This window comes from Streptomyces phaeolivaceus (assembly GCF_009184865.1).
In the GTDB taxonomy this organism is placed as follows: Bacteria; Actinomycetota; Actinomycetes; order Streptomycetales; family Streptomycetaceae; genus Streptomyces; species Streptomyces phaeolivaceus.
This window is the reverse complement of the sequence record NZ_CP045096.1, coordinates 6217393-6232995: the sequence shown is the minus strand read 5'-3', so window position 1 is coordinate 6232995 and position 15603 is coordinate 6217393. Positions and strand designations below refer to the sequence as shown.

Genomic DNA, 15603 nt, shown 5'->3' with positions numbered 1-15603 from the left:
CCGTTCAGGACGGCAGTCGGGGCCGGGCCCGGACCTGGGCGCGGTCCGCGGCCTCGGCTCCCTGCTGCCAGCCCGCCAGGTCGCTGACGCCCCGGACGCGGGTGGTGACCGTGTCCGGGAACATCCGGGTGAACTGCTCACGGACGGCGACACCGCGGGCGGCGAGAACCGGCAGCAGATCCGGCTCCGGGGCGCCCGCCCCGCGCGTACCCGTGCCTCTCGCCTCCGCCTCCGCCTCGGCGATCTGGGCCTCCGCGACCTCGGCCAGCCGATCCCCTATGCGATGGGCGTAGGCGGCCAGGAAGGACTGCCGGAAGGTCTTGGTCCGCTTGCGGCCGCCCTTGCGCTGGGCCGCCTCCGCCTTGGTCATGGCGGTGGTGGCCTGCACGAGCAGCGAGGTGTACAGCAGCTCGACCACCTCCAGATCGGCCTCGAAACCGACGACCGTCGAGAAGCCGAGGGCCTCGCTCCAGACGGCCTCGCACCGGTTGGCCCGTGCCACGGCGTCCAGGAGCACCGCCTTGGCCGTCTCGTACGGCGCGTCCACGCCGATCCGGCACGCGCCGGGCGTGTGCGCGTCGTGCGTACGGGCCGCGAGCAGCGCCTCGTCGATGCTGTACCGCGCCATCAGCTCCTGCGCCTTCGCGCTGAGCGCCTCCGCCTCCTCCGGGAACCCGGTCGCCTCCGCCTTGGCGAGGAGCCCGCGGATCCGGCCGAGCATGCGGGACTCGGGGTGGGGCGCGTTCTTCGCGCCGCCGGGCGTCTGTGGGCGGTCCAGGGGTTCGAGGCTCGGCAGGCTCAGGAGGAGGCGGTACAGCTCCAGGGCGGTGGTGGCGTGCGTGAAACGGTCCGCGCGGGTGGGGTGTGCGGCGAGTTCCGCGATCTCGTCGAGCTGGGCGGCCCAGCGGGGGCCGGGGGCCGCCTGCCGACGGGCATCCGCCCGCTCGTCCTCGTGCTCCTCGACGACGAGCCGGGCGAGGAGGCGTACGTGCTCGTCCGCCAGCTCGCGCCGCGTGAACCGTACGACGTCGGCGGGCTGCCAGTGCCGCCGCCAGGCCCCGGCGACGAACTCCCGCCCGCGCCGGGCGAGTTCCGCGTCGGCCGCCGGGTCGGCGGCGAGCAGGGAGGCGCCGGTGTCGAGGGCGGCGTCGGTGTCGGCGTAGAGGGCGGCCTCGAAGGCGCGGTCCACCGTGCTGGTCGTACTCACGTGTTCGATCGTGTCATGGGGCGGCGGGGGGTAGGGCCGGCCCTACCCCCGGGACGCCCTCCAGTGGTCGTGTGCGGGCGGGGCGCGGACGGTTCGCTTGGGGCATGACCAGGACAGCGGTGACAGAGGCACAGGGGACGGGGCTCGCGGCCGTACGCGTACGGGGCCTGCGGCGGTCGTACGGGGAGGTCGTCGCCCTCGACGGGGTGGATCTCGACTTCGGGGCGGGGACCTTCACGGCGGTGATGGGGCCGTCGGGATCGGGGAAGTCGACGCTGCTGCAGTGCGCGGCGGGGCTGGACCGGCCGTCGGGCGGGGCGGTGCGGGTCGACGGGGTGGAGCTGGCGGGGCTGAGCGAGCGGCGGCTGACACTGCTGCGGCGGGAGCGGATCGGGTTCGTGTTCCAGGCGTTCAATCTGCTCCCCTCCCTCACCGCCGCGCAGAACGTCGCCCTGCCGCTGCGGCTCGCCGGGCGGCGGCCCTCGCACCGGGCGGTGCGCGAGGCCCTGGCCCGGGTGGGGCTGGCCGAGCGGACCGGACACCGGCCGGCCCAGCTGTCCGGCGGACAGCAGCAGCGGGTCGCGCTCGCACGGGCGCTGTTCACCCGCCCGGCGGTCCTCTTCGGCGACGAGCCGACCGGGGCGCTGGACACCACGACCAGCCGTGAAGTGCTGTGCCTGCTCCGGGAGTTGGTGGACCGGGAGGGCCAGACCACGGTAATGGTCACGCACGATCCGGTGGCCGCGTCGTACGCGGACCGGGTGGTGTTCCTGGTCGACGGACGGGTGAGCGGGGAGCTGGTCCGGCCCTCGGTGGAGGGGGTGGCGGCACGGATGGCGGGGCTGGAGCGGGATGCCGGGGCGGACGGCAGAGCCGAGGGAACAGCCGAGGGAACAGCCGAGGGAACAGCCGACGAGGCCGGTGCGGTCGGCGCGGCCGGTGTGGCTGGTGTGGCCGGTGTGGCGGGGAGCGGGATCGTCGGGGGTGTGACGTGCTGACGCTGTCGTCGTTGCGTACGCGGTGGGCCGCGTTGCTCGGGTCGTTCGTCGCGGTGGCGTTGGGGGTCGGGGTGATGACGGCCATGGGGCTCGGGCTCGCGGCGACGCTCGACCCGCCCGCGCGTGCGCCGGAGCGTTTCGGCTCCTCCCCCGTCGTGGTGGCGGGCCAGGACCGGCTGACGGTGGAGGTGCGCCGGGGGCCGAGGACGGCCCGGGTGTCACAGCGGCTGGCGTATCCACACCCTGTGGACGAAGAACTGCCGGCCGAGCTGCGGAAGCTGGGACCGGTGACGACGGACGGGACGGGCGGAGCGGGAAGTGCCGGCGGGGCGGGCGGTGCGGGGGGCCCGGACGCGGTCGGGGTGGACGCTTCCGTCGCCGATGTCCGCGCGGTGGTCGGGGACCGGGCGCGGGTGCTGACCGGTGACGCGCGTCGGCGGGTGGACCCGGCGTACGAGCGGGACGCGGAGGCGCTGGTCGCCGTGAACTCGCTGCTGGGGACGGCGGGCGGGGTCACCACGTTCGTGTCGGTGTTCGTGACGGCGTCGACGTTCGCCTTCGTGGTGGCGCTGCGCAGGCGGGAGTTCGGGCTGCTGCGGATGGCGGGCGCGACTCCGGGCCAGGTGCGGCGGATGCTGCTCGGGGAGGCCCTGGCGGTCGGGGTCGTGGCGTCCGCCGCCGGGTGTGCGCTGGGGGCGTGGGGGGCGCCTCTGCTCGTACGGGAGTTGGTGGACGGCGGGGTCGCGCCGACGTGGTTCGCGGTGCCGGACACGGTGAAGTGGCCGTATCACGTGGCCTGTTGGACGGGTGTGTCGGTGGCGCTCGCGGGGGCGTGGGCCGCCGCCCGGCGGGCCGGGCGGATCGGGCCCGTGGCGGCGTTGCGCGAGGCGTCCGTGGACACGGGGGTGCTGCCACGGTCGCGCCGGGTGATCGGCTTCGCCCTGCTGGCGGGCGGACTCGGGCTGCTGGCCTGGAAGTTGGGGACCGGACCCGCCGAACTGCTGAAGCGGAAGACGTACACCACCCAGCCCATGGTCCTGATCACGGCGGTGGCCGCGCTGGCACCGCTGCTCGTGCGTCCCCTCGTACGGCTGGTGGGCGCGGTGCTGCCCGGGGCCACCGGACTGCTGATCCGGGAGAACGCGGCCACGTCCGTACGCCGTACCGCCGCCGTCGCCGCGCCGGTGCTGGTGACCGTCGCGCTGGCCGGGTCGCTGCTGGGGGCCTCGGGGACGATCGCGGCGGCGAAGGGCGCCGAGGCGGAGGCGCGGACCCGGGCGGACTTCGTGGTCACGGGTGAGGTGGGGGAAGGGTTCCGGTCGACCGCGCCGGCTGCGGCCGGGGCGACGGTGGCCCGGTCCGCCGCCACCGCCGTGTACACCGTGGAGGAGGAGAGCGCGCTGGTGCGGTCCGAGGCGCGGGCGGTGACGGATGTGGCGGCCTTCGCGGCGGTGTCGCGGCTGCCGGTGGTCGCCGGTGACGTGCGGGATCTCGACGACCGGTCGATCGTCGTGAACGAGGAGTGGGAGCGGCACGAGGTCGGGCGGAGCGTGCGGGTGTGGCTCGGGGACGGGCGGTCGGTACGGCTGCGGATCGTGGCGGTGCTCGCGCGGGGGACCGGGGACAACGGGGCGTATGTGACGGCCGCGAACGCCGGGGGCGCGGCCGTGGACCGGGTCGACGTGCGGGTCGGGCGCGGGGTGGACCGGGCGGGGGTCGCGGCGGCGCTGGAGCGGGCGGCGGGGCGCGGGGGGACGGTGCGGTCGGTGGAGGAGTGGCTCGCGGCGAACCGGCCCGGCACCAAGGCGCACACCCGGCTCGGGTTCCTCGTGGTGCTGGGGATCGCCCTCGTGTACGCGGGGATCTCGCTGGCCGGGACGCTGTTGATGGCCACGTCGGCGCGGGGCGCGGAGCTGCGGGCGTTGCGGCTGGCCGGGGCTACGCGGGGGCAGGTGCGGGGGGTTCTGGTGGGGGAGGCCGTGGTCGCGGGTGTGGTGGGGGTGCTGTTGGGGGTGGGGGTCGCTGTGGTGAACCTCGCGGGGGTGGTGGGGGCGTTGGAGGTGTTGGGCGGGTGGGGGTGAGGTGGGGGCGCCTTTCCCGGCGCCCCCGACGGGGGCCCGAGCACCCGGAGTGTCAACTTCGGGTTGACACTCTCCCACTGTCAACCTAAGGTTGACACATGACGACGAATCCGCGAGTCAGTGCCTCCATCCGTCTCGACGAGCTGATCGAGGCCATCAAGAAGGTTCATCCGGAACCGCTCGACCAGTTGCAGGACGCGGTGATCGCCGCGGATCATCTCGGCGAGGTGGCCGATCATCTGATCGGACACTTCGTGGACCAGGCACGGCGTTCGGGCGCGTCCTGGACGGAGATCGGGAAGAGCATGGGGGTGACACGGCAGGCCGCGCAGAAGCGGTTCGTGCCGAAGGGCGAGAACGATCTCGACGCCAGCCAGGGGTTCAGCCGGTTCACCCCCCGCGCCCGGAACGTGGTCGCCGCCGCCCACAACGAGGGCAAGGCGGCCGGCGCCGTCGAGGGCGTCCCCGCCCACCTCGTCCTCGGTCTCCTCGCCGAGCCGGAGGGCCTCGCGGCCAAGGCGCTCGCGGCCCAGGGCGTCTCCCCCGAGGCCGTACGGGAGGCCGCCACCGCCGTGCTGCCCCCGGCCGCCGCCGAGGTCCCCGAGCTGATCCCCTACAACCCCGAGGCCAAGAAGGTCCTCGAACTCACCTTCCGCGAGGCCCTCCGCCTCGGCCACAACCACATCGGCACGGAACACATCCTGCTCGCCCTGCTGGAGTTCGAGAACGGGGAGGGCGTGCTGTCGGGCCTCGGTGTCGGCAAGTCCGCGGTGGAGGAGAACATCACCACGATGCTCGCCGAGATCGCAGTGACAAAAGAGTGAACCGCCCTTTTCCCCAAAGGAGTTGAGGCATTTCGGCAGCCGGGAACGGCAGGTCCGGAACGCTCGCCTCCCCGGTGCCCGCCTCCTACCCTGGAAGGGCCGAGAGGGGGACGTCTTCGGCGGCTGACCGTGGTGTGCCGCAGTTGCGTTGGCGATCTCCGGACCTGTCCATCCGAGAGGACGCCATGGCCTGGATCGACAATCCGCACTCGGAACCCCCGCCGACCCACTTCGTCGGCCTCGGCGTCATCTTCGTCCAGGCCCGGCTCACGGCGGGCGCCATGGCTTCCGTGACGGCCCTCTACTTCCTGGGATCGATCTGGATCGACCAGCCGTTCGGGTTCTGGGAGGTGTGGCGGATACCCAACGACGTCCTGGGTGGGATCGCCGGCACGTGGTACCTCCTCGTCTGGGGCTTGGCTGTCACGTTGCTGTTCAGCGTCATCGCGATCGTGCAGGGCATACCCCGCCTCCTCCCACCCGGCACCGCCGTGGGCCTGGGACTCTGGGACAGCGTGAACGCGGGATTCTTCGAGGAACTCCGGTTCCGGTGGCTCTTCCTGCTGAGCGCGCCACCGGGTCTCGCGCTCCTGAACCTGATCACGTTCGGGCTGGTGGAGTGGTTGTACACGGTCGTGCTCGTGCCACTGGCCGACACGGTCACGCTCGGAATCCTCGCCCCCCAGCTCACCGGCAGCGAGTGGCTGGTCGGCGCGGCGATCGTCTCGGTGAACGGCGGCTTCCGCGCCTCGCACAACGACCAGAGAGGCCTTGCGGGCATCTTTCGCCTGGTGAACTCATGGTTCATCGGGATGCTGCTTTTCTACCTGTTGTTCAACTACGGGCTGTGGGCGGCGATCACCGTTCACATCCTCTACGACATCGTCGTCTTCACCACCGCCGCCCTGATGTCCGTGTTCCGCCACCCCTTGTACGGAATGGTGGGGTCATGGTGACCGATCCGGCCCTCGCCGTCGGGCGGCCGGTTCGACGCGGCCCCGCCGGCGCCCTCAATGTCAGACCCCCCTGCCACACTCGCACCCATGGTCGACCGGTGGGCGCTCGCGATGGCCGAGGACGGGGGTGTGGAGGTTGCCCCGCTCGGGGGTGACGGGCTGCTCGCGGGGCAGGTGGTGCGGGAGCCGGATGTCGCGGAAGCCGTGCGGCGGCGGCCCGAGGTGGGGCGTTGGGTGTGGCGGGCCACCGGGGAGGTGTATCCGCGGCTGCTCGCCTCGGGGGTGCGGGTCGAGCGGTGCTACGACATCGAGGACGCCGAGAGTCTGCTGCTGGGGTACGAGGGGCGCCTCGGGGAACCCCGCTCCGCCGCCGCGGCCCTCGCCCGGCTCCGCCGCGCCCCCGTGCCGCCGGACCCGCCCCTCCGCGCGGCCGACCCCGGCGCCCAGCCGTCCCTGTTCGAGCCCCGCCCCATGCACGTACCGCTCACCGACCTCGTCGAGGTGTACGCGGACCAGCGGCGGCGGCACGACAGCACCGCCCACCCGGACCGGATGCGGCTGCTCACCGCCGCCGAGTCGGCCGGGATGCTCGTCGCCGCCGAGATGAACCGGGCGGGGCTGCCCTGGCGGGCCGACACCCACCGGGAGGTACTGCGCGAACTGCTCGGCGAGAGATACGCGGGCGGGGGCGAGCCGCGCCGGCTCGCCGAACTCGCCGACGACGTGTCGCGGGCCTTCGGGCGGCGCGTGCGGCCCGATCTGCCCGCCGATGTCGTCAAGGCCTTCGCGCAGGCGGGGGTGCGGGTGCGCTCCACCCGCCGGTGGGAGATCGAGAGTGTCGACCATCCCGCCGTGAAGCCCCTCCTCGAATACAAGCGGCTGTACCGCATCTGGGTCGCCCACGGCTGGTCCTGGCTGCAGGACTGGGTCCGGGACGGCCGCTTCCGGCCCGAGTTCCTCGCGCACGGCACCGTCACCGGGCGCTGGGTCACCAACGGCGGGGGCGCGCTCCAGATCCCCAAGGTGATCCGCCGCGCCTGTGTCGCCGACCCGGGCTGGCGGCTCGTCGTCGCCGACGCCGACCAGATGGAACCGAGGGTGCTGGCCGCCGTCTCCCGCGATCCCGGGCTCATGGAGGTCGCGGGACGCCCCGGCGACCTCTACCAGTCCGTCTCCGACCGCGCCTTCGCCGGAAACCGCGAGCACGCCAAACTCGCCGTGCTGGGCGCGGTGTACGGACAGACCTCCGGGGACGGCCTCAAGAACCTCGCCGCGCTGCGCCGACGCTTCCCGCGTGCCGTCCAGTACGTCGACGACGCGGCCCGCGCGGGCGAGGAGGGCCGGCTCGTACGGACCTGGCTCGGGCGTACGTGCCCACCGGCGGCCGGGGCGTCGGAAGCGGCGGGCGAGGAGGCGGGCATCCCCCAGGGCGACGCCGACCTCGACCCCCGGAGGCGGGGGTCTGGGCAGAGACAGGGACAGGGACAGGGACAGGGACAGGAGCAGGGTGACGAGTGGGTGCCTGGGTACGCCTCCACCGACTCCCGGGCCCGGGGCCGGTTCGCCCGTAACTTCGTCGTCCAGGGCAGCGCCGCCGACTGGACGCTGCTGCTGCTCGCCGCGCTCCGCCGTGCGCTCGACGGGATGGCCGCGGAGCTGGTCTTCTTCCAGCACGACGAGGTGATCGTGCACTGTCCGGAGGCGGAGGCGGAGGCGGTGGTGGCGGCGATCCGGGAGGCGTCCGAGCTGTCGGGGCGGCTGACGTTCGGGGAGACGCCGGTGCGGTTTCCTTTTACTACGGCGGTGGTGGAGTGCTACGGCGATGCGAAGTAAAGGGGGCGGGGGGGGCGCCTTCTGGGTTGGGGGGTTCTGTGAGCTTGCGACCGCGGGATCGTCCTGGCTGGTCGCGCAGTTCCCCGCGCCCCTAGGGGGCGGCTGCGCCGCCATTCGGGGCGCGGTCCTTCAGTAGTTCTCTCAGGTCTATCGCCACCGTCGAGTCCGTGTCGTCCAGGATTTCCTGGGCGCGTTGCCATTCGCGGTGGGCCTCCTCCTCGTGGCCGTCGGCGCGCAGGAGCAGGCCCCGTTGGTGGCGGGCGAGGCCGATGGCGTACTGGTCGGCGCGGCGTTCGGCGAGGTCGAGGAGGACGGCGCACTCGTCGGAGGCCCGGTCCGTGCGGCCCAGTTCGCGCAGCGCCCGCACCAGGCCGAGCCGGGACTTGGACTCGCCCTGCCAGTCCTCGTCGGCGCCGAGTATCCGCAGGCTCTGCTCGAAGTGGCGTACGGCGGCGGCCGGTTCACCGAGGCGGAGGCGGGCGTAGCCGATGTTGCAGTGCGCGGTGTGGCGTACGACGAGGCTGTCGGCGATCTCGCCCAGCGCCAGGCTCCGTTCGTGGTGGGCGATGGCGGCCCGCGCGTCGGTGTGCTTGTACAGGTTGCCGAGGTGGCTGAAGGTCACCGCCTCGCCGTACGGGTCGCCGAGCTGCCGGGACAGTTCCAGGCTCTGCCGGAGTGTCTCCTCGCTCTCCTCGTAGCGGCCGAGGCTCTCCAGCACGAGCCCCCTGTTGTTCAGGCACCGCCGTACGCACGACACGACCCCGAGGCGCCGCCACAGGGTCAGGCCCTCGTCGTTGAGGGCGAGCGCCTCCGAGGCCCGGCCGGACATGAAGTGCAGCCCGGCCCGGTCGGTGAGCGCGAACGCCTCGGCCTCGTCGTCGCCGAGCGACCTCGCCACGTCCAGGGCGAGCCGCCCGAGCACGTCCAGCTCGGCGAGCCGGCCGCCCCGGTGGAGGTAGGGGAAGAGGTGGCGGACGAGGGTGGGGACGAGTGCGACCGCCGCCGGGCCGCCGCCACCGCCACCGTTCACACCGCCGGGGCCGCTCCCCGCGCCGCCCGTGTCTCCGTCGCCGTGTTCCCGGACGCAGCGTTCCACCAGGGCGACGATGTTGGGGAGTTCGCGGTCGCCCCAGGCGAAGGCCTTCTCGGCGGTGGTGAGTTCCGGGGGGTGTGGATCCGGGGTGAGCGCCGTCGTCCGCAGGCGTTCGTCGCGCTCGTAGCCGGGCGGGAGTATCACCAGCAGGCTCTGGCGGGCGCGTCCGGCGTACCAGCGCAGGGCCTGTCCGACTGCCTCGGTGGTGTCGGCCGGGCTCGCGAGTTCGCGGGCGAAGTGGCGTACCAGGTCGTGCGGGACGTATCGGCCGTACGTCGTCTCCTCCAGCAGGGCGACGTCGACGAGGCGGTCGAGGGCGGCCTCGGCGCGGAACTCGTCGGTGCCGGTGAGGCGGGCGAGGAGGGGGGCGCCGTACCCGGGCAGGTCCAGGGCGCCGATGCGGCGGAGGGTGTCGGCGGCGTCGCGGTCGGCGTCGCGGTCGGAGGCGCGCAGGGCCTCGTGGGCGACGCCGAGGGAGCGGCGGACACTCAGGTCGTCGTATTCGAGGTGGTGCAACCGCCCTTCCGTGGCGGCCAGTTGACCGGCCAGCGCGTCCGGGGTGAGTGCCCGGCGGGCGGCCAGGCGGGCCGCGACGACACGGAGGGCGAGCGGGAGGCGGCCGGTGAGCGCGACGAGGGGGTGCGCGGCGTCCAGGCCCGCCGCCCGGCCCGACGCGGCCCGCAGCAGCGCCGCGCTCTCGTCGTCCGAGAGGGGCGCGAGCGGGAAGCGGTGGGCGCCGTCCAGGGCGGTGAGCGGGGAACGGCTCGTCACGATGACCGCGCAGCCGGGGCCGGCCGGGAGCAGGGGGCGCACCTGGGCGGCGTTGGCGGCGTCGTCCAGGACCATCAGGGTGCGGGTCGGGGCGAGGGTCGAGCGGAGAAACGCGGCGGCGGCGTCGGGGTGTTCGGGGATGCGGCGGGGGGCGGTGCCGAGATCTCGCAGGAGCGAGGCCAGTGCCTGGGCGGGGGTGAGGGGGGTCATGCCCGGGGTGGCGCCGTGGAGGTTGATGTACAGCTGGCCGTCGGGGAAGTGGTCGGCGAGGTCGTGGGCGAGGTGGAGGGCCAGGGCGCTTTTGCCCACGCCGGCCATGCCGCTGATGACTGCGACGGCGGTCCCCTTTGGTGGCAGGGGGCGCCTAGTAGCTCGGGAGTTCGGGTGCGTGGGCGGGTGAGGGCTCGTCGTGGCCTGTCGCGCAGTTCCCCGCGCCCCTGGGTGGGTGGGGGTACGGGTTGCTTCGTACGTTCCCGCGTTCAGCGCTTGCCGCAGCTCCGCCAGTGCCTCTGCCCTGCCCGTGAAATGGGCCGGTGGTGGCGGAAGTTGGGCCGGGCGGAGGGGAGGGTCGGCGGGGGTGGCCTCGGGTGAGGTCCCCTGGGGGTGTTCGTCAGGCTCCCGCAGGATCTGTACGTGGGCCTCGCGTACCGCCGGGCCCGGTTCCACGCCGAGTTCGTCGAGGAGGCGGGCGCGGAGGTCGCGGTGGACGGCGAGGGCCTCTGCCTGGCGGCCGGTGCGGTGGAGGACGAGCATCAGGAGGCGGTGGAAGGCCTCGCGGAGCGGGTGTTCGGCGACCAGGGCCGCGAGTTCGGGGGCGAGTGCGCCCAGCGCGTGCGAGCCCATGGCATGCGGGCCCAGCGCGTGCGGGCCGTCGGTCTCGCCGCCCGCGCCGCCGGTCCCCTCCTCCTCCACCAGGCCCGCCGCGAGGTGGAGTTCGGCGTCGTACCGTCGCTCCAGGAGCAACAGCCGGGCCTCCTGCAGGCGTTGGACGAAGGCCTGGGCGCGGAACCCCTCGACCGCCAGGCCACCGAGCGGTGCCCCCCGCCACAGGGCGAGCGCGGCGGCGGACTCGCGCAGTGTGCGGGCCCAGTCCCGCGCGGCGTGCGCGGTGCGGGCGGCGCGGGCGTGCGCCTCGAAGACACGGACGTCCAACTCGCCCTCGTCGACCCGCAGCAGATAGCCCGGCGGGATCGCGCGCAGCCGCTCCGGGTCGTCCAGCAGCCTGCGCAGCCGGGTCACGTGGTTCTGCAGGGAGGCCTGTGCGGAGGGTGGTGGCGCCGCGTCCCACAGGACGTCCTTGAGGGTGTCGACGGAGACGACCCGCCCGGGTTCGAGCAGCAGTGCGACGAACAGGGCGCGCATCTTGCCGCTGCCGACGGACCGTGCGCCGCCGACAGAACTCACGATGTCGCCGGCCCCGTACAGAACCGGCGGACCGAGCAGTCCGAACCGCAGCCCGTCCCGCATAGAACCCGTCCGTTGCCTTCCCGCACCGTCGTTCCGGGCCCGCCCCGCGGCGACCTGACGCCGCCTCCCGTACGGCTCCCCGTGGAACCGTTGGGCTCATGTTAGCGATCCGTTGGCGGGACCTGATGTGATCACTTCATCGGATCCGGCGACGACGGCGCACGCGTGGTACGCGTAGCTCGGGGGAGTGACGCCGCCGCCGCCGGATCCGAGAACCGCGCAACGCGCTGTGCCCCGGTCCACGGGGGTGAACGACCGGGGCGCTCGCGTTGCGCGACTCCCGCCGGTGGGACGGACTCTCCCACCTGATTCCGACCGCCCGGCCACAGGATCGGCGCCCTGCCACAGGATCGGCGGCCGGCCACAGCATCGGCGGCCGACTACAGGATCGGCGGTCGTCCCAGGCGCGTCAGGCGCCACACCGTCCGCCAGCTCATGGGCCGACGCTCGCCGCCCGACTCGCGCCAGCCTTCCACGAAGCCGCTGAACCACGCCTTCAGGCCGCCCGCCGAGCGCGTTCGCAGCAGGGTGATGAGGACCCACACCCCCAGGTGGACGGGGACGAGCGCGAGCGGGAGGCGGCGGCGGGCGAGCCAGACGCGGTTGCGGGCGTTGACGCGGTAGTAGATCGCGTGCCGGGCGGGTGAGGTCTTCGGGTGCTGGAGGAGCAGTTCGGGGGCGTACAGCACGGTCCAGCCCGCGTCGAGCGCCCGCCAGGCGAGGTCCGTCTCCTCGTGCGCGAAGAAGAACTCGGCGGCCCAGTCGCCCGTCTCGCCGAGCATGGCCATGGAGAGGGCGTGTCCGCCGCCGAGGAACCCGGTGACCGGGCCGCCGCGCATCGGGTCCTTGGCCCCGACCCTCGGCACATGCCGCCGCTGGGTCTCGCCGTGCTCGTCGGCGATCCGGAAGCCGACGATGCCGAGGCGGGGGTCGGCGGCGTACAAGTCCCGTACGCGGCGCAGCACATCGGCGTCGACGAGCAGACCGTCGTCGTCCAACTCGACGACGACATCCACGTCCCCGAACTCCCGCAGCCGATCGATGGCCACGTTCCGGCCGCCGGGGCAGCCCAGGTTCTCGTCCACTTCGACGAGGGTGACCTCGCCGGGCAGACCGAGCCGTTCGGCGAACTCGGGGAGGGGGCAGCCGTTCCCGACGACGACGATCCGCTCGGGCGCGAGGTCCTGCTTGGCCACGGAGGCGAGCAGCGCGTCCACCTCGGTGGGCCGATTGCCCATCGTCACCACGGCGACAGCCACCCGAGGCCCGGCCTCCACCACGACACCAACCCCATCCCGTCCACGGACCGCCGACGACGTACGAGCGCCGTACCACCCAGGTACGGACGGTGTACGGACGACGTCCAGCAGAGCCGACGGCCGCCGGCCCTCATCCCATTTTCCACCGACTGTTTACGGCCGGGATGCTAGTCGTTCATTTCGGAGACTTCGCACCGCCTCCTCATGTACGCCGCCCAACCCCCCTTCCGTACGCCCTTGGATACGCACCCGGGCCCCCGCCCGGACCGGTCGTTCCCGGCCTTTCCCTCTACTCCCTCTGCTCGTACGGCGCAGGTCGTGGGAGTTGCGCGTGCCGGACATGACGCCGGAGGAGGTCGTCCGGTGGAACGCCGTCAAGCGGTACGTCCAGCCGCGCGCCTACCGGCGGGGCATCGGCCGGTACGGCAGTTGCGCAGCGGCCGGTTCCTGCGGTTCGAGGGAGCCACCCTCAGGCGCTTCCTGAACCCGCTCCTCGTCGACGCCGCGTCGATCACGGACGCCGAGCTCGACGCCCTGCTCTTCGAAGGCTGGCGCCAACGTCTCACGGCCTCATGGCTGATCGGCGTGTCCCGGCGGACCTCGTACCGGGCCCGCCTCGGCGCCCTGCCGCTGGAGAGCCGGACGATGTACGCGGGCATCGGCCACAGCTTCGCCCTGGCCCGCTTCGGCACCGACGAGGACGCCGCGATCCTCACCGCCCACCTCGACCGCTGTCTGCCCCGCACGGACCTCCGCCACGACCAACCCGTCGTCCTGGGCGCCCTCCTGTTACGTCGACAGCCGCCTCGGCTCGGCCCACGCGGCGCCGTACACCGCGCCCGGCGGCCCCTACCGGCGCTGGGTGGACGCCGTCATCCACGAGTCGGACCGCGACGCGTACGCCCCCGACCAGCGACTCGCCCTCATGAGCCGGCTCTGCGACTTCGCCGACGGCTGGTCGACCCCGGCCTGATCCGGACCGGGGTGCGCCCCGGCCTGATCCGGACCGGGGTGCGCTCTTCGGGTGCGGGTCCGGTGGGGGCTGGTCGCGCAGTTCCCCGCACCCCTAGGGCCTACGGCCCTTTCGGGCCGAAAGGCGAAGCGGGGCGCAGCCCCTGCTTCGCTTTTCAGGAGCGCGGGGAACTGCGCGAGAAGCCCCACCGGACCCGCACGGGGGACCTGGCCGGCCCTCGGCGTCAGGCCCGGAGCGGGTTCGCGCGCACCGCCGCCATCAGGTACCAGGCCGTGGCGCCCGTGTGGCGGTACGGGTAGTAGCCGAAGCCGAAGCCCGTGTCGAGGGGGCTGCTGGCCGAGACGACGCCGGAGCGGGCGGGGAGGGCCCGGCCGCCGACAGTCTGGTCGGCGCCGAGGAGGTCCTGGGCGCGTTCGAGGGAGGCGAGGAGCCGCCCGGCGCGCTTCTCATCGCCGCGTGCGCCCCGGTCGCGCAGGGCGAGCGCGAGGTGGGCGGTGCCCTCGAACCAGACGCCGTTGCGGTTCGGCTTCGGCTGGAACTCGGCGATGGGGGCGTCCTCGTTCGCCAGCAGACTGGCGGAGCTGAAGGTGACTCCCTCGTACGACTGCCCGGCGGGGACCGTGCTGTTGCGGCGCTCGGCGTGGTCGAGGACGGCCAGCTCCCGGGCCGCCCAGTCCAGGGAGCGGGAGTCGCGCGCGGAGTCGAGCGCGAGGTGGGTCCAGGTCTGGGTGTCCTCGGGGATGGGCGACTTGTTGACGGTCACACCGTCGTTGGTGCCGGTGTAGAAAAAGCCGCCGGACAGGCTCTGTCCCTGCCCCTGGGTCGGGGCCCACATCCGCTTCACGAAGGCCTCGGCCCGTGCCCGCCGCTCCGCCCACACCCGGTCGCCGGTGAGCCGGGCGAGGCGCCCGAACAGACAGATCAGGTCGGTGTTGTGCTCGGTCGAGGTGAACGGCAACCTCTCGTTCGCCCCGTTCACCCCGAACTTGTAGCCGCCGAGGGGCTCGTCCGTACGGCCGGTCCGCTCGATCCACTCCCCGATCCGCACGGCGGCGGCGAGGAACCGCCGGGCCCCGGTCCGCCGGGCCAGCGCGCTCAGCGCGATCCCCGCCCAGGCCATGTCGCCGACAGCCGTCCCCGTGAAGCCGAACTGGGTGCCGACGTTGGCCGTCCCGTCCGCCCGCACGAACCCGTCGGGCTGCGGTACGCCGTCGTAGTAGACGTACGGCCCGACGTTGTACGCCTGGCGCAGTCGGCCGTCGTCGTACGCCGGGTCGTGCTCCTGGGCGTAGATCAGCGCGTCCCCGAGCGCCACCGCCCTGGCCCGGCCGTCCGCCGTTCCCACGGCGAGGTGGGCGAGGACGGCGAGGGCGTTGTCGTAGGTGAAGGCCGTGCTGAACAGGCCCGCCTGGTCGGTGTAGCTCTGGGTCAGCCGGACGGCGCCATGGTCGGGGTAGGCGTCCATGGCGGCGGCGAGGAAGGCCTGTCCGCGCCGCCGGGCGGGGGTGCCGGAGGTCCGGGCCGCCGTCTCGGCCGCCGCGTGCGCCGGGCTCGCGCCGGCGACGGCGAGCGCCGCCGCGGCCCCGAGGCCGGTGCCGAGGAGGGTACGGCGGCCGAACGCCGGGCTGCTGCCTTGTCTGCCGGTCATGGGTCTCCTTGGGAGGTGCGGTGCGCGTACGGGACTGCCGGAGTGCCGGAATACCGGGGGCGCGCGCCGGAGCGGCGTTCTGAGAGCGCTCTCAAGCGCGATGCGCGCTCATTCTGCTGGTGCGCCCGGGGCGGGTCAACGCCCTTGCCGCCGCTGCCGATCGAAGAGTGAGGAGAGCGCCGGGGCGGGCGGAGAGCGTGGGCGTCCCGCGCGCCTCGTGGGTGCGCGGGACGCCGTGCGGGACCCGGGCCCCGGTACGCGGACTCCGCGACGCGGACCCCGGCCGGCCGGGCCGACCGGTGGTGGGGGTTCGGCGGTACCGCACCCCCACTGTTCGATCCGGTCGAACAACGCGGGGACAGGGGAGGGACAGCGGAGGGACAGCCTCGGTAAGAGCGCGTACAACTTTCGGTCCGCGTGCCCCCACCGAGCGGGGATCGGTCCGAGTTGTCCGTTTTTGACGCAGCGCGCAGGCTGAGGTCTATGAGTGACA

General features: G+C 73.7%; 9 protein-coding genes and 2 pseudogenes. 7 read left to right on the top strand and 4 right to left on the bottom strand.

Annotation, left to right across the window (positions count from 1 at the left end):
- Window positions 1-4 precede the first annotated feature (4 nt).
- Complete coding sequence (locus F9278_RS28895) at window positions 5-1207, bottom strand: DUF2786 domain-containing protein (RefSeq protein ID WP_152170933.1); 1203 nt, start codon at window positions 1205-1207, stop codon at window positions 5-7.
- A gap of 104 nt (window positions 1208-1311) precedes the next feature.
- Between F9278_RS28895 and F9278_RS28890 the strand changes: the two genes are divergently transcribed.
- From F9278_RS28890 to F9278_RS28870, 5 genes are all read left to right on the top strand, one after another.
- Entirely contained in the window at window positions 1312-2205 is an 894-nt protein-coding gene (locus F9278_RS28890; RefSeq protein WP_152170932.1) for an ABC transporter ATP-binding protein, read from the top strand.
- Window positions 2199-4286 carry an ABC transporter permease gene (locus F9278_RS28885; protein ID WP_152170931.1) on the top strand — a complete coding sequence of 696 codons (2088 nt, stop codon included), beginning with the start codon at window positions 2199-2201 and terminating at the stop codon, window positions 4284-4286. The genes F9278_RS28890 and F9278_RS28885 overlap by 7 nt, the downstream gene beginning before the upstream one ends.
- A 98-nt stretch (window positions 4287-4384) precedes the next feature.
- Entirely contained in the window at window positions 4385-5110 is a 726-nt protein-coding gene (locus F9278_RS28880; RefSeq protein ID WP_152170930.1) for a Clp protease N-terminal domain-containing protein, read from the top strand.
- Window positions 5111-5295: 185 nt separating this feature from the next.
- Window positions 5296-6066: a hypothetical protein gene (locus F9278_RS28875; protein WP_152170929.1), complete on the top strand. Its 771-nt coding sequence runs from the start codon at window positions 5296-5298 to the stop codon at window positions 6064-6066.
- An 87-nt stretch (window positions 6067-6153) separates the two neighbouring features.
- Window positions 6154-7899 (top strand): bifunctional 3'-5' exonuclease/DNA polymerase, encoded by a 1746-nt coding sequence (locus F9278_RS28870; protein WP_152170928.1) that lies wholly within the window; start codon window positions 6154-6156, stop codon window positions 7897-7899.
- A 91-nt stretch (window positions 7900-7990) separates the two neighbouring features.
- On the opposite strand, the gene F9278_RS28865 is transcribed toward F9278_RS28870, so the two are convergent.
- Both F9278_RS28865 and F9278_RS28860 read right to left on the bottom strand, forming a co-directional pair.
- On the bottom strand, window positions 7991-11230 hold the full coding sequence (locus F9278_RS28865) for an AfsR/SARP family transcriptional regulator (protein ID WP_152170927.1): 3240 nt from the start codon (window positions 11228-11230) through the stop codon (window positions 7991-7993).
- Between the two features lie 380 nt (window positions 11231-11610).
- A complete protein-coding gene (locus tag F9278_RS28860; RefSeq protein WP_152170926.1) occupies window positions 11611-12510 on the bottom strand; it encodes a glycosyltransferase family 2 protein in 900 nt (299 codons plus the stop codon).
- 183 nt (window positions 12511-12693) lie between these two features.
- Between F9278_RS28860 and F9278_RS48840 the strand changes: the two are divergent.
- Both F9278_RS48840 and F9278_RS48265 read left to right on the top strand, forming a co-directional pair.
- Window positions 12694-13218 (top strand): annotated as a pseudogene (locus F9278_RS48840) (DUF6000 family protein); the annotation flags it as partial.
- Between the two features lie 121 nt (window positions 13219-13339).
- Window positions 13340-13462: pseudogene (locus tag F9278_RS48265) on the top strand (hypothetical protein); the annotation flags it as partial.
- A 223-nt stretch (window positions 13463-13685) separates the two neighbouring features.
- Here F9278_RS48265 and F9278_RS28855 read toward each other — a convergent pair.
- On the bottom strand, window positions 13686-15110 hold the full coding sequence (locus tag F9278_RS28855) for a Tat pathway signal sequence domain protein (protein ID WP_152170925.1): 1425 nt from the start codon (window positions 15108-15110) through the stop codon (window positions 13686-13688).
- Window positions 15111-15603 lie beyond the last annotated feature (493 nt).